We start from the raw sequence: 14,013 nt of genomic DNA, 5'->3' as shown, positions 1-14,013 counted from the left end.
GTTCCACCTCGCGACGAGCCTAGCGGCCCGGACCGACCTTCTCGAACACCGGCAACGTCTCCCCCGGGTCGTCGGGTCCGCCCGACACCACGAAGCGTGCCCGCAGCGCGTCCCCGACCCGCAGCGCGCCGGTGTCCCCGACCAGCCGGACGACCAGCCACGGGCCCTCCGTGAGCTCGACGACCGCGCTCACGTACGGGACCGCTTCCGCGAGCACGGGGAGCGGGGCCCGGTGGACGACGGCCCAGCTCACCAGCGTGGCGTCCCCGGAGACCCCGGTCCCGGTGAGATCGGCCGAACCGTCCGAGGGGTCGGTGCGCGCCTCCGGGGGCAGGACGGTGCCGGACGGCCCCCGCTGCACGAGCAGCTCCCCCCGCGCGGCGGCGTCGTAGAAGGCTGCGGTCGCCGGGTCGCGCTCGACCTTCGGGAACCTCGTCATCGCGGGCTCCTCCCACCGTGGGTCCGTGCCGGACCGCTGTCCCGGCGGTGCGGGCTGAGCACCAGCGTGGAGTGGTGCTCGAGGATGCCGCCGTTCCCGCTGACGAGGACGACGTCGTTGCGTGGTGCCTGTCGCGCGCCGCCGGCTCCGCGGGCCTGGACGACCGCCTCCGACAACGGGGTGAAACCCCACATGTAGTACGACGACAGCTGGCCGCCTCCGGTGTTGCAGGCCAGCGACCCGCCCGGTGCCAGCCGGCCGCCCGAGACGAAACCGCCGCCCTCGCCCTTGGCGCAGAACCCGTAGTCCTCCAGGGTCACCAGCACGGTGAAGGTGTAGCAGTCGTAGATCTCGGCGACGTCGACGTCGTCGACGCCGATCCCCGCCATGGCCATCGCCTGCGGCCCCGACCGGGCGGCCGGGGTGACCAGGCCCCACTCCGATCCCGCCTGCATCCGGCGGGGTGCGTGCGCCTGGCCGTGACCCCACAGGTGCACCGGGGGCCGGGCCAGGTCGGCCGCACGGTCGGCCGAAGTGACCACGACCGCGACGGCGCCGTTGCTGACCAGGCAGCAGTCGAGCAGGTGCAGCGGCTCGGCGATCCACCGCGAGTCCCGGTGGTCGTCGAGAGTGATCGGGTCACGCATCTGCGCCAGCGGGTTGTGCCGTGCCCACGCCCGCTGCGCGACCGCGATCTCGCCGAGCTGCTCGGAGGTGGTGCCGTAGCGCGACATGTGCCGCTGGGCGCACATCGCGTAGAGGATGGTGGGGTTGGTCGCACCCGAGGCCACCGACCACCCCGCGAGTCCGCGCACGGCCGCGCCGCCGCCGGACCGCCGGCCCGGGTTGCCGTAGCTCGACCCGGCCGACTCCTTCGGCCGGAGCGGGCTGTCCGCGAACACGCACGCCACCGTCGTGGCCGCACCGGCCGCGATCGCCTGGGCCGCCTGCGCCACCATGACGCCCGCCGTGGCACCGAACGCGTTCACCTGGTTCAGCACCGACAGCTCGTGCAGGCCGAGCACGGCGGCGAGCCCCACACCCACGTCCTGCTTGATCCCGGAGCTGACCAGCAGTCCGTCGAGGTCGGCGAGTCCGAGGCCGGCGTCCGCGACCGCGGTGCGCACCGCCTCGGCGGCGAGCGAGGTGGAGGAGCGGCCGTAGACCCTGCCCATCTCGGTCAGACCGAGACCGGCGATCGCGGCGCCCGTCATCAGCGCCCCTCCCAGCGGGGGGCGCGCTTCTCGGCGAACGCGGTCGGCCCCTCACGGGCGTCCCGGCTGCCGAAGACCGTCGTCATCGCCTCGTCGCTGAGCGCCCAGGCCGCGTCGTCCCAGTCCGAGCCGGCGTCGCGCGACCGGTGCACGACGCGCTTGCTGTGCCGCACCGACAGCGGCGCGTTGCCGGCGACGACCCCGGCCGTCGCCAGCGCCACCTCCAGCGCGGTGCCCGCGGGCGCGACCCGGTTCACCAGACCGAGCTCGTGGGCGCGTGCGGCGCTGATCGGCTCCCCGGTGAGCACGGCCTCGAGCGCGACTTTCTGCGGGATCTGCCGGGCGAGCCGGATGACCCCGCCGGCGGCCGCGACGAGACCGCGGGTGACCTCCGGGAGCCCCAGCGACGCGGTCTCGTCGATGACCGCGAGGTCGCAGGCCAGGACGATCTCGGTGCCCCCGCCCAGCGCGAAGCCGTTCACCGCGGCGATGGTGGGCTTGTCGACCCACTGCCGGACGAGGCCGGCGAAACCGCGTTCCGGGTGGTCGCGGTCGTCGATCCTCCGTCCGCGCGCGACCTCCTTGAGGTCGGCACCGGCGCAGAAGCCGCGGCCGGCCCCGGTGATCACGATCGCCCGCACCTCGTCGTCGACGGCGGCGGCCGCGAGCGCGTCGCCCGCGGCGGCCGACAGGTCGGCGTTGACCGCGTTCATCGCACGCGGACGGTTGAGGGTGATCAGGCCGATGTGCCCGCGACGCTCGTAGAGTGCCGCGGCCTGCTCGACGTTCTCGGTGGCGGTCATCGGCTCTCCGGGGTGAGGTAGACGGACTTGAGGGCGACGTAGGGCGACAGTCCCTCGGGGCCCAGCTCCCGGCCGAGACCGCTCGCCTTGATCCCGCCGAAGGGCCCGAGCACGTCGAGCGCGTAGTGGTTGACGCCGACCGTGCCGGACCGGATCCGGTCCGCGAGCGCCTGTCCCCGTCCCGGGTCGGTGGTCCAGACGGTGCCGCCGAGGCCGTACTCGGAGTCGTTGGCGATCCGGACCGCGTCGTCCTCGCCGTCGTAGGGCAGGACGCACAGCACGGGGCCGAAGATCTCCTCCCGGGCGATCGCGGCGTCGTTGTCGAGGTCCGCGAACACCGTCGGCTCGACGAACCAGCCCCGCTCGCGGCCCTCCGGGACACCACCACCGGTGGTGGCGCGGGCACCGGCGGCGCGGCCGGCCGCCACGAGCCCGAGCACCCGGTCGCGCTGCGCGCCGCTGACCAGCGGCCCGATCCGGGTGTCGCGGTCCAGCGGGTCGCCCACCGGCAGGGAGCGCACGGTGTCGGTGATCGCGTCGACGATCTCCCGGTAGCGGTGGCGGGGGGCGAGGATGCGGGTGCACGCGTGACAGGTCTGGCCGTTGTTGGCCAGCGACACCTCGGGCAACGCGGCCAGGAACGCGTCCAGGTCGGCGTCCTCGGCCAGCAGCGCCGCGGACTTGCCGCCGAGCTCCAGCGTGACCGGCCGCAGTAGCCGTCCGCAGACCTCGCCGATCGCCCGGCCCGCGGCCGTGGACCCGGTGAAGGCGACCTTGTCGACGCCGGGGTGCGCGACCAGGTGCGCCCCCGCCTCGCGGCCACCCGGCACGATGTTCAGCACGCCGTCGGGCAGGCCGGCCTCGAGGGCCGCCTCGGCCCACACGTAGGCGTCGAGCGCGGTCTCGGGTGCCGGCTTGAGCACGACGGTGCAGCCCGCGGCCAGCGCCGGGGCGATCTTCATGGCCGCGAGCGCCTGCGGGTAGTTCCAGGGGGTGACCGCGGCGACGACACCGACCGGCCCGCGCCGCACACGGACCCGGGCCAGCGTCCCCGAGCGGAGGTCGTCGACGTCGAGCTGCTCGGCCAGGCCCGCGTAGTAGTCGAGCATCATCGGCGGGGCGAACCCGTTCGCGCCGATCGACAGCGACCGGGGCATCCCGTTCTCCCGGCTGACGAGCGCGGCGGTGTCCTTGCCGCGGGCCGTCAGCGCGACTCCGAGCCGACGCATCGTCGCGGCCCGCTCGGCGCCGGTCGCACGGCCCCAGGGGCCGTGCAGCGCGTCGGACGCGGCGGCCACGGCGGCGTCGACGTCGGCGGTGCCGGCCAGGGCGGCGACGCCGAACGGGGAGCCGGTGGCGGCCTCGAACACGTCCACGCGCTCGGTCCCCGCCGGCGGGCGCCACCGACCGCCGACGAAGAACGAGCTCCGCTCGACGGTCCCGGCGAGATCGTTCGTCACGAACCGCGTCTCCTTCCGCGCCCCGGGGGCGCCGCATCGCGTCCGGAGTGCCGGACGCTATCTGCCGGTCTCTGCGACACTCAACGTCATATGTCTCACCATGTTGAGCGGCACCGCCCCTACCGGACCGCCGTGCCGCGCGGTAGAAAACCTACAGCCTTATGGTTTGGCTCGGGCCACCGACACCGTCGTAACCGTTCGACTCGCCCGGCACGGGCCACGACAGCCGGAGGAAGGCCATGACGACGACCGACACCGCGCACACCACGCAGATCCGGTACGACCGGAGTGACGCCACGGCGGTGATCACGCTCGACCGGCCGGACCGGATGAACGCGTTCACCTCCACGATGGCCGCCGAGCTGGTCGGTGCCCTCGACCGGGCCGACGCCGACGACGCCGTCCGCGTCGTGGTGCTCACCGGGGCCGGGCGCGGGTTCTGCGCCGGGGCCGACCTGGGACGGGGCACCGACACCTTCGCCTTCGGCCCGCCGGACGCGGCCACCGGACACGGCACGATCGACGGTGTGGCCCGGGATCTGGGGGGCGTCGTCGCGCTGCGGATCGCCGCCTCGCGCAAACCGGTCATCAGCGCCGTCAACGGGGCCGCCGTCGGGGTCGGGGCCACCATGACCCTCCCGTCCGACGTGCGGATCGCGTCCGACAGCGCGCGCTTCGGCTTCGTGTTCGCCCGTCGCGGCCTCGTCCCGGAAGCCGCGTCGACCTGGTTCCTGCCGCGCATCGTCGGCATCTCCCGTGCGATGGAGTGGGTGAGCACCGGGCGTGTGTTCGGCGCCGACGAGGCACTCGCGGGTGGCCTGGTCTCCTGCGTCGTGCCCGGGGCGGAGCTCCTCGACGTGGCGCTCGCGCTGGCGGCCGAGATCGCCGACAACACCTCAGCCGCCTCGGTCGGGCTGTCCCGCAGGCTGCTCTGGGGCATGCTCGGGGCCGCGGACCCGTGGGAGGCGCACCGGCTGGAGACCCTGGTGATCGACGAGCTGGGCCGCGGTGGTGACGTCGCCGAGGGCGTCTCGTCGTTCCTCGAGAAGCGGCCCGCCCGCTTCCCGGACCGGGTCGACGACCGGATGCACCTGGTACCCGAATGGCCCTCGGCGACCGCGGGAGGCACCCGGTGAGCGCCTCCACCGACGTCCGCAACGAGCCGGACGACACCGTGGTCCGTATCGAGAGCGACGGCATCGTGCTGGTCGGCGACCTCCGGGCACCGAGCGGCCGGGACCGGCGCGGCGCCGCGCTGCTCCTGCACGGCGGCGGCCAGACCCGGCACTCCTGGCGGCGGACGGCGCGTCGGCTGACCGGGACGGGCTGGGCGGTGCTGTCGCTGGACCTGCGTGGACACGGCGAGAGCGGGTGGGCACCGGACGGCGACTATCTGCTCGACGCCCACGTCCGCGACCTGCGTGCCGCCGTCGAACGGCTCGGCGAGCCACCGGTCCTGGTCGGTGCCTCACTGGGCGGGATGACGTCCCTGCTCGCCCTCGGCGAGGACCCCGGGCTGGCGCGCGGGCTCGTCCTGGTGGACGTGACGCCGCGGACCGAGCGGACCGGCACCTCCGCGGTGGCCCGGTTCATGCGGGCCGGACACGACGGGTTCGCCTCGCTCGAGGCCGTGGCCGACGCCGTCGCCGCCTACAACCCGCACCGTCCCCGGCCGCGCGACCCCGCCGGTCTGCGGAAGAACCTGCGCCGCCGGGACGGCCGCTGGTACTGGCACTGGGATCCCCGGATGGTGGCCGAACGGCAGACTGCCCCGGAGACCCTGGACCTCAACGAGCGCAGGGCCGTGGACGCCGCACGCAGCCTGCGGGTGCCGACGATGCTGGTGCGCGGGACGGGGTCCGACGTGGTCAGCCGGGACGGCGCCCGCGAGTTCCTGGAGCTGGTGCCGTCGGCCTGGTACCTCGAGGTCGAGGGCACCGGGCACATGGTCGCGGGCGACGACAACGACGTCTTCACCGGGAACCTGCTCGCGTTCCTGCGCCACGTCGCGGAGGACGCCGACGGCCGCGCGGCCGGGCCGGAGCGGCCCTAGCGACGGCCCCCGGCGCCACCCGCCGCGGGACCACCGGGGCACGACCCGGACCGTCCACACCGGACGGACCGGGTCACCGGTGACCGGGCTCCGCACGGGCCGCGGCGAGCAGGCCCTCCACCGTGACGATCCTGCGGCGCGGGGCGCCGGCCCCGCGCCCGCCGAGCCGCTCGGCGCGGTCGATCGCCCGCCACCCGGCGAGGCCGATCCGCTCCGGCCTGCGGGCCGCGAGCAGCCGGTCGAGGTCCTCGGCCGCGGTCGGCGCGGGATCGACGAGCCCGCCCGCCGCGTGGTCGGCGAGCAGCGAGCCGACGGTCTCGGCGGCGCACGTCCGGTTGGTGCCGATCACCCCGGACGGGCCGCGCTTGATCCAGCCCGTCACGTAGTGGCCCGCCACCACCGGGCCCACGGGGCCGGCCAGGACCCGGCCCGCCTCGTGGGGGACGGCGGACCGCTCGTCGTCGAAGGGCAGACCCGCCACCGGGACGCCGCGGAACCCGGTGGCCCGCAGCACCAGGCCGCACTCCACGTCCTCCGTCCCGCCGTCCGCGGTGCCGAACCGGACCGCGCGCACCCCGTCCCCGCCCAGGATCTCGCGCGGGGTGCGCCCGAACCGCAGCACGATGCGGCGGCGTGCGGGGTCCGCGACCCGCCCGGCGAACCGGGCGACGACCTTGGCCTTCGTCCGTGCGGCGAACTCCGGCGCGGGCCCGGACACCGCCTCGGAGTCCGCGACGAGGACCTGCACACCACCGATGCGGTCCAGGCCCAGCAGCTCCGGGGTGCTGAACGCACCCCGCGCCGGGTCCCGTCGTCCCACCACCTGCACCTCCCGGATCCGGCTGCGGCGCAGGGCGTGCAGAGCGGGGGGCGCGATGTCGGTGGTCGCGAGCTCCTCGGGGTCGGTCACGAGCATGCGGGCGAGGTCGAGCGCGACGTTGCCGTTGCCGATCACGACCGCACGCGTCGTGTCCAGCGACGGGGCCCACCCGGCGTGATCGGGATGGCCGTTGTACCAGTGGACGAGGTCGCGGGCCGAGTGGCTCCCGGGCAGGTCCTCGCCGGGGATGCCGAGGCGCCGCTCCCCCGCCGCACCGACCGCGTGCACCACCGCGTGGTGCCGGTCGAGCAGCTCCGCCGCGGAGACGTGCGGCCCCACCTCGACGTTCAGGTGGAGCCGGACCTGTGGACGGCGCAGCAGGCGCTCCATCCCGTCGCCGAAGGTCCTGGTGGCGCCGTGGTCCGGCGCGACCCCGTAGCGGACGAGCCCGCCGGGGACCGGCAGCCGGTCGAACATCGACACCTGCACCTCGCCCGCCGTGCGCTCCAGCAGTTCCTGGGCCGCGTAGTAGCCGGACGGGCCGGTGCCGACGACGGCGACGCGCAGTCCGCCCGCCGGCCGGGGCGTCGTCCGGGCCGGCACACGACCGGGCAGGCGGGGCGGGTGCACCTGAGCGAACCACGACTCGGCCAGGGCCATGCCGGCCCGGCCCGCGTCGTCGAGCACCCGGTCGGTGACGATCGCGCCGACCGGGCAGACCTCCGCGCACGCGCCGCAGTCGATGCACGAGGACGGGTCGATGTAGAGGTTCTCGGCCGTGCTGAACCCCGGGTCGCCGGGACGGGGCCGGATGCAGTCGACCGGGCACACCTCCACGCACGCCGCGTCGTTGCAGCAGGTCCGGGTGATCACGTGGGTCATCGGTCGCCCTCCGGGGCGGCGATCCCGGCGGACCGCACGGTGACGGGCACGCCGTTGAAGACGGGCGTCCCGGTGAGCGGTTCGAGCTGCCGGTCGTCGACGAGCCGGTTGACGTTCGCGCCGGGGGCCGCGGCCGCCCGGGTCATCCGCAGCCCCTCGCCGGTGTGGCCCCACCCGTGCGGCAGGCTCACCACGCCCGGCCGGATGTCCCCGCTCACGCGCAGCTCGGCCACGACGGTGCCGGACCCGGTCCCGACCTGCACCGGTTCGCCGTGCACGAGGCCGAGGCGGGACGCGTCGGCCGGGTGCATCATCAGGCCACCGGGCCCGTCGTCGCGATGGGGCAGGGCGTTGTGCAGCCACGAGTTCATGCCGCGGTGCTGCCGTCGGTTGATCAGGCGGAGCTCGGTGGCGGGGACGGTGCGGAGGCTCTGCCACAGCCGGGGCACGTCGCCGGTGAGCACCGCGGGGCGACGTCGACCCGCGAGCCCGGGGTCCGCAGCACGTCCGGCAACCGTGGCTCGAGCGGCCCGAGGTCGACGCCGTCCGGTGTGGTCTCCAGGCGCGCGAGGGTGAGCCCGTCGGCCTCGGCTCCGAACCGGTCCCCGAAGGGCCCGCTGCGCACCCGCATGTCGACCAGCCGCTCCGGTCCGCGGCGCGGGGCCACCGCCGCGAGCACGTCCTCGGCCCCGATGCCGCACAGCCGTCCGGCCCGCCGGGCGGCCTGGGCCGCGATCTCGTCGTCCATGGTCTCGATCGCGAGGTCCGGCGTGCCACGCACGATCGCGGCGATCCTCAGCACCTGGTGCCACTCGGGCATCTCCCCGGGGGCCGGGTCCAGCGCCGGCGGGCTGTAGCGCGCCACGGTGCGGATCTGGAAGTGGTTGAGGGTCAGGTCCATGTGACCGTGCGCGAACATGTGCGGCGCCGGCAGGACGACGTCGGCGTGCCGGGTCGTCTCGTTCAGGTAGGTGTCGAGGCAGAGCAGGAACCCGACCTCGCGCAGCGCCCGCTCCACCTCCGCACTCCGGGGGACGCTGCGTGCGGGGTTCCCGGCGATCGTGATGAGCGCCCGGACCTGCCCGGGGCCGGGAGTGAGGATCTCCTCGGCCAGGCAGGCGACGGACAGCTCGCCGAGCATCTCGGGGAGCCCGCGGACCCGTGACCGCCAGCGGCCGGACTGCGGCCGGGCGGGACCACCCGGCCAGGTCGTCGGGCCACCGGCCGGCGGTGTCGCGAACATGGCCCCGCCGGGCACGTCGAGCCGGCCGGTGGCGATGTTCAGGACCTCCACCAGCCAGTTGGCCAGGGACCCGTACTCCTGTGTGCAGGTGCCGATCCGGGAGTGCGCCACCGCCGCGGGTGCCGTCGCGAACCCGATCGCGAGGTCCTCGATCTCCCGCGCCCCGACGCCGCACACCGGCGCCACCCGCTCGGGGGTGAACGGGCGGGCGAGGGCCAGGACCTCGTCGAGGCCGTCGACGTGGGCCCCGGCCGGGCCGGGGTCGGCCAGTCCCCGCGCGTCGATGACCGACAGCAACGCCATGAGCAGGTGCGCATCGGTGCCCGGCCGGATCGCCAGGTGCCGGTCGGCCATCTCGGCGGTACGGGTCCGTGCGGGGTCGACCACGGTCAGGGTGCCGCCGCGCCCGCGCAGGTCGTCCAGCCGCCGGGCGAACCCGGGGGCGCAGACGGTGCTGCCGTTGGAGACAACCGGGTTGCTGCCCAGAAGCAGCAGATGGTCGGTGCGGTCGATGTCGGGGAGCGACATCCCGATCCCGGTGCCGTACAGCAGCGCCGTCACCAGGTTCTTCGGCCACGTGTCCATGCTGGCCGGCGAGAACAGGTTGCGGGAGCCGATGGCGCCGAGCAACGCGGGCAGGTACAGGGTGTGGTCCAGGTGGTGGGCCGCGGGGTTGCCGGTGTAGACGGCCACCGACTGCGGGTCCTCCGCGACCAGTGGCGGCAGCCGCCGCCCGATCTCGGCGAAGGCCTCCTCCCAGCTCGTCTCCCGCAGCCGGCCGTCGCGCCGGACCAGGGGGACGGTCAGCCGGTCCGGATCACCGTCGAGGCGGGCGAGCCCCAGCCCCTTGGCACAGGCGTACCCGTGGCTGAACCGGTCGTGCGGGTTCGGCCGGACCGAGCGCGCGAGCCGGCCGTCGAACTCGACGAGCAGGCCACAGGTCGCCTCGCAGAGCGGACAAATCCGAGGACGGTGGCCGGTCGGGTCGACCGGCGTCGCCGCCGTTCCAGCATGAGACATGAAGGGTCCCCCCTGTCGTCGGGCCGGTCCCGTGCACGGTCCGCGGCCTCCGTGCTGCCGGGTGGTCGCCGCGCGACCACCCGGCAGCACGGGTTCACCGCCCCAGGCGGCGCTTCCAGTCGTGGGCCCCGAGGAACCGCACGATCCTGCCCATCAGCTCCGAACGGGCCGGCACGACCGGGAACCAGTTGAGCTCGGCCGTGAGCTCGATGCGTTCCGAGACGACCGACTGGCGCCGGCAGTACTTCAGGACGCCCTCGGCGCCGCCGAAGCGGGTGCCGAGCCCGGACTGCTTCCAGCCGCCCATCGGGACCGGCATCTGGAACACGGCGACGAGTGCGTTGTTGATCGAGACCGACCCGGCCTCGATGAGCCGGGAGAGCCGGTCCGCCCGGCGCCGGTCCCGGGTCCACAGGCTGGACGACAGCCCGAAGTCGGAGTCGTTGGCCATCCGCAGCGCCTCGTGCTCGTCGGCGACCTTCATGATCGGCAGGGTCGGGCCGAAGGTCTCCTCGCGCATGCAGTCCATCGAGTGGTCCACGTCGACCAGCACGGTCGGTTCGAAGTAGCTGCCCTCCCCCGCTCCGCGCCGCCCACCGACGAGCACCCGCGCGCCCTTGGCGACGGCGTCGGCGACGTGCCGCTCGACGACCTCCAGCTGGGCGGGGGTCACCATCGAGCCGATCTCGGTGGCGAAGGCCCCGGGGGCGTCCATGCCCTGGCGGATCGCGCGGACCTTCTCGACGACCTTCGCGACGAACTCGTCGTGGACAGGAGCCTCGACGTAGACCCGCTCGACCGAGATGCAGGCCTGGCCACCGTTCATCATCGCGCCCCACACCGCACCGCCCGCGGCACGTTCGAGGTCGGCGTCGGCGAGCACGATCATCGGGTCCTTCCCGCCCAGCTCCAGGCTGCACGGGATGAGCCGCTCGCCCGCCCGGGCCGCGATCCGCCGCCCGGTGGCCACGGACCCGGTGAACATGACCATGTCCACCTGCTCGACGACCGCGGCTCCCACGGTGCCGTCGCCGATGACGCACGCCAGGACCGGGGGCCCGCCGATCTCGTTCCACCCCTCGACCGCGGCGGCCCAGGTGAGCGGGGTGACCTCGGAGGGCTTGCTCAGCACCGCGGCGCCGGCGACCAGGGCGCCCACCACGTCCATCATGGGCCCGGCGAGCGGGCCGTTCCACGGCGTGATGAGCCCGACGAGCTGGTAGGGGCGGTGGCGGACCCGCAGCCGGCGGACCTTGTTGGGGAGACCCGCCGGGGCGACCCTGCGGTCGGCCAGGAACCTCTCCGCGTTGCCGGTGAAGTAGTTGATGACGTCGACGGCCACCTGCATCTCGACCGCGCTGTCGGACCACGACTTGCCGGTCTCGGCCTGGACGAGGCCGATCACCCGCCGCTCGTTGTCGAGCAGCCAGTCCAGCCAGCGCCGCAGGTGCCGGCTGCGCTCCCGCGGCCCGAGTGCCTCCCACGCGGGCTGCGCCGCACGCAGGTCCCGGGCCACGGCGACGACGTCGTCGGCGCCCTGCCACGAGACGGTGCCGACGACCCGGCCGTCGGCCGGGCACCGCACCTCGCGCTCGGCACCCGCGTGGGCGGTGGACCGGGGGTCCCGCTCGGTCGTCGCGCTCATGGCTCTCCTTCGAGTCCGTGTCCTCGGCCGGCTGCCCGCGGCACCCAGCTCGGTATCGATGAGACAGATTACGTCATCTGTAACGACTCGACACCTGTCGCGACACGGGTCGTTCAGCGCACCCGGGGAAACCGCGCGGGCGCGTCGGCGTAGGCCGCCCGCAGGTCCCGCTTGGCGATCTTGCCGCTGGCCATGCGCGGCAACGGGCCGTCGTGCGCGATCACGTACCGGGGCACCTTGTAGTCGGCCAGCCGCTCGTTGCAGAACGCCACCAGACCGGCCGGGTCGAGCTCGCCGTCGGCGCACACGACCGCCGCCGGCGTCTCGCCGAACTTCGCGTCGGGCACGGGCACGACCGCGACCTCCCCGACCCCCGGCACCTGGGCGATGACCGTCTCGAGCTCCGCCGGGGAGATCTTCAGGCCGCCGGAGTTGATCATCTCGCCGATCCGGTCCACGTAGGCGAGCAGCCCCTGCTCGTCGAGCGTGCCGAGGTCTCCGGTGTGCAGCCAGCCGCCCCGCAGGGCCTGCTCGGTCGCCTCCTCGTTGCGCCAGTAGCCGGGGAACATCCCGGGACCGCGCAGGAGGATCTCGCCGACCTCACCGGGTGCGCAGTCCCGCCCCTCCAGGTCCACGACCCGTACCCGGGTGAGGGGGCCGCCCCAGCCGCACCGGTCCGGGTGCCGTGCGGCCCCCTCGGCGGACATGGCCGTGGCCGTTCCGCCGATCTCGGTCTGACCGTAGATCTGGCGCAGCGCCACACCCCGGGGACGCCACCGCTCCAGCAGCGGGACCGGGACCCGCGCACCACCGACCCAGGCCGTCGTGAGGTGGTCCAGGCGGGTGTCGGCGAAACCGGCGACCCCGGCCACCTGTTCGAACAGGATCGGCGGGCCGGTGAAGGTGGTGATCCGGGCGTCGCGCAGGACCTCCAGCGCCCGGGGCGGGTCGAACCGCGGCTGCAGGTGCATCGTGCCGCCCTGCACGACGCTGCGCGCGAGCCCCCAGATCACCCCCGCCGCGGTGAACATCGGCAGGACGAGCAGCACGCGCAGGTCGTTCGGTGCCACCGGCTCGCCGAGCGACCACTCGTGCACGACCCCGGCGATCGTGCGGTGGGTGAACACCACCCCCTTGGGGGTGCCGGTCGTCCCGCTGGTGAACACGATGGCCGTGGGGTCGTCCGGGTCGGCGTCGAAGGCCCCCACCGGCGGATGGGCGACGCCACGCGCCGCACCGACGACCTCCCCGAGGTCGAGCACGGTGAACTCCGCGCCCGAGTCGCGCACCTCGTGCAGCACGTCGAGCTGCTCGGTGGCACCGAACACCGCGGCCGGCTCGCACAGGGAGACGAGTGCAGCCAGCTCACCGGCCCGGAACCGCTGGTTGAAGCCGCAGGCCACCGCACCGGTCTTCCAGGCGGCGACGGCGGCCACGCACCACTCGAGGCTGTTCGCCCCCACGATCCCGACGCGGTCACCGCGCCCGATCCCGCGCTCGCGCAGCCCGGTCGCGACCCCGTCCGACCACGAGTCCAGCTCGGCGTAGGTGACGACGTCGCCGTCGAAGTCGATGACGGGATGGTGCGGGACGGTGCGGGCCCACCAGGTCAGGGCATCGACGACGGTACCGCTCACGATCGTTCTCCAGGAGTCGTGGTGGACGGGTGGGTCAGGAGAAGAGCGGCGCCGTCTCCTCGGTGAGGTTCACGGCCTTCAGCTCGTAGTAGGAGTCGATGGCCTCCGGACCGGTGTCGCGACCGACCCCCGAGCACTTCATCCCGCCGAACGGCGCCTCGGTGTTGTAGGTGAAGGAGTTGACGCTGAACGTGCCCGTCCGGACCCGGCGCGCGACGTGCGCGGCCCGCTCCGGGTCCGCGGTGAAGACGGCGCCGTGCAGGCCGTACTCCGAGTCGTTCGCGATCGCGATCGCCTCGTCGAGCGTGTCGTACCGGATGACCGACGCGACCGGCCCGAAGATCTCCTCCTGGGCGATCCGCATCCCGTTCTCGACCCCGGTGAAGACGGTGGGCTGGATGTAGGCCCCCGTGTCCATGCCGGCCGGCACGCCACCGCCGGTGGCCACGGTGGCCCCCTCGGCCCGGCCGGTCTCGATGTAGCCCAGCACCCGTTCCTGCTGCCGCTTCGACACCAGTGGGCCCATCGTGGTGGCGGGGTCGAACGGGTCACCGACCACGAACGACTCGGCGGTCGCGACCAGGGCGCCGACGACCTCGTCGTAGCGGTTGCCCGGGACCAGGACCCGGCTGTAGGCGGCACAGACCTGGCCGGTGTTGAAGAACGACGACCCCGTGGCGAGCCCGGTCATCGTGGTGGTGAGGTCGGCGTCGTCGAGCACGATCGCGGCGACTTGCCGCCGAGCTCGAGCTGCAGCCGCTTGAAGCTGCCACCGCACTCCCTGCCGATCTGGCGCC

12 protein-coding genes are annotated in these 14,013 nt (G+C 74.4%); 2 read left to right on the top strand and 10 right to left on the bottom strand.

Features of this window, described 5'->3' with window-relative positions; translation table 11 throughout:
- Window positions 1-19 precede the first annotated feature (19 nt).
- From KPL57_RS45930 to KPL57_RS45915, 4 genes are read right to left on the bottom strand one after another with little or no spacing between them, the layout of a single operon-like run.
- Complete coding sequence (locus KPL57_RS45930) at window positions 20-439, bottom strand: Zn-ribbon domain-containing OB-fold protein (protein WP_226356742.1); 420 nt, start codon at window positions 437-439, stop codon at window positions 20-22.
- Window positions 436-1,653 carry a thiolase family protein gene (locus KPL57_RS45925; RefSeq protein ID WP_226356741.1) on the bottom strand — a complete coding sequence of 406 codons (1,218 nt, stop codon included), beginning with the start codon at window positions 1,651-1,653 and terminating at the stop codon, window positions 436-438. The genes KPL57_RS45930 and KPL57_RS45925 overlap by 4 nt, the downstream gene beginning before the upstream one ends.
- Window positions 1,653-2,456, bottom strand: a complete 804-nt coding sequence (locus tag KPL57_RS45920) for a crotonase/enoyl-CoA hydratase family protein (RefSeq protein WP_226356740.1) — start codon at window positions 2,454-2,456, stop codon at window positions 1,653-1,655. Before KPL57_RS45920 ends, KPL57_RS45925 begins: the two co-directional genes overlap by 1 nt.
- Window positions 2,453-3,916 carry an aldehyde dehydrogenase gene (locus KPL57_RS45915; RefSeq protein ID WP_226356739.1) on the bottom strand — a complete coding sequence of 488 codons (1,464 nt, stop codon included), beginning with the start codon at window positions 3,914-3,916 and terminating at the stop codon, window positions 2,453-2,455. The genes KPL57_RS45920 and KPL57_RS45915 overlap by 4 nt, the downstream gene beginning before the upstream one ends.
- Window positions 3,917-4,155: 239 nt before the next feature.
- Here KPL57_RS45915 and KPL57_RS45910 point away from each other — a divergent pair, with 239 nt between their 5' ends.
- Complete coding sequence (locus KPL57_RS45910; RefSeq protein WP_226356738.1) at window positions 4,156-5,052, top strand: enoyl-CoA hydratase-related protein; 897 nt, start codon at window positions 4,156-4,158, stop codon at window positions 5,050-5,052.
- Window positions 5,049-5,969 (top strand): alpha/beta fold hydrolase, encoded by a 921-nt coding sequence (locus tag KPL57_RS45905; protein ID WP_226356737.1) that lies wholly within the window; start codon window positions 5,049-5,051, stop codon window positions 5,967-5,969. Before KPL57_RS45910 ends, KPL57_RS45905 begins: the two co-directional genes overlap by 4 nt.
- Before the next feature lie 73 nt (window positions 5,970-6,042).
- Here KPL57_RS45905 and KPL57_RS45900 read toward each other — a convergent pair whose 3' ends face one another.
- The 6 genes from KPL57_RS45900 to KPL57_RS45875 all read right to left on the bottom strand — a co-directional run bounded on the left by KPL57_RS45900 (window position 6,043) and on the right by KPL57_RS45875 (window position 13,937).
- Entirely contained in the window at window positions 6,043-7,671 is a 1,629-nt protein-coding gene (locus KPL57_RS45900) for a 4Fe-4S binding protein (RefSeq protein ID WP_226356736.1), read from the bottom strand.
- A complete protein-coding gene (locus KPL57_RS45895; protein ID WP_264199405.1) occupies window positions 7,668-8,042 on the bottom strand; it encodes a molybdopterin dinucleotide binding domain-containing protein in 375 nt (124 codons plus the stop codon). Before KPL57_RS45895 ends, KPL57_RS45900 begins: the two co-directional genes overlap by 4 nt.
- A gap of 23 nt (window positions 8,043-8,065) precedes the next feature.
- Window positions 8,066-9,934, bottom strand: coding sequence for a molybdopterin-dependent oxidoreductase (locus KPL57_RS45890; RefSeq protein WP_226356747.1), 1,869 nt, complete (start codon window positions 9,932-9,934; stop codon window positions 8,066-8,068).
- A gap of 94 nt (window positions 9,935-10,028) precedes the next feature.
- Window positions 10,029-11,579, bottom strand: coding sequence for an aldehyde dehydrogenase family protein (locus KPL57_RS45885; protein ID WP_226349867.1), 1,551 nt, complete (start codon window positions 11,577-11,579; stop codon window positions 10,029-10,031).
- A 113-nt stretch (window positions 11,580-11,692) separates the two neighbouring features.
- Window positions 11,693-13,216 (bottom strand): class I adenylate-forming enzyme family protein, encoded by a 1,524-nt coding sequence (locus KPL57_RS45880; protein ID WP_226349868.1) that lies wholly within the window; start codon window positions 13,214-13,216, stop codon window positions 11,693-11,695.
- A gap of 34 nt (window positions 13,217-13,250) precedes the next feature.
- Window positions 13,251-13,937 (bottom strand): aldehyde dehydrogenase family protein, encoded by a 687-nt coding sequence (locus KPL57_RS45875; protein WP_226356746.1) that lies wholly within the window; start codon window positions 13,935-13,937, stop codon window positions 13,251-13,253.
- Window positions 13,938-14,013: the final 76 nt, after the last annotated feature.

This window comes from Pseudonocardia sp. ICBG601 (assembly GCF_020496245.1).
Note: the sequence above shows the minus strand (reverse complement) of the source record. Positions and strands in the feature narration are given on the sequence as shown.

Excerpts from the sequence above, each read along its gene's own strand:
- KPL57_RS45930 (WP_226356742.1), bottom strand. The coding sequence starts at position 439 with ATGACGAGGTTCCCGAAGGTCGAGCGCGACCCGGCGACCGCAGCCTTC.
- KPL57_RS45925 (WP_226356741.1), bottom strand. The coding sequence starts at position 1,653 with ATGACGGGCGCCGCGATCGCCGGTCTCGGTCTGACCGAGATGGGCAGG.
- KPL57_RS45920 (WP_226356740.1), bottom strand. The coding sequence starts at position 2,456 with ATGACCGCCACCGAGAACGTCGAGCAGGCCGCGGCACTCTACGAGCGT.
- KPL57_RS45910 (WP_226356738.1), top strand. The coding sequence starts at position 4,156 with ATGACGACGACCGACACCGCGCACACCACGCAGATCCGGTACGACCGG.
- KPL57_RS45900 (WP_226356736.1), bottom strand. The coding sequence starts at position 7,671 with ATGACCCACGTGATCACCCGGACCTGCTGCAACGACGCGGCGTGCGTG.
- KPL57_RS45895 (WP_264199405.1), bottom strand. The coding sequence starts at position 8,042 with ATGAACTCGTGGCTGCACAACGCCCTGCCCCATCGCGACGACGGGCCC.
- KPL57_RS45890 (WP_226356747.1), bottom strand. The coding sequence starts at position 9,934 with ATGTCTCATGCTGGAACGGCGGCGACGCCGGTCGACCCGACCGGCCAC.
- KPL57_RS45885 (WP_226349867.1), bottom strand. The coding sequence starts at position 11,579 with ATGAGCGCGACGACCGAGCGGGACCCCCGGTCCACCGCCCACGCGGGT.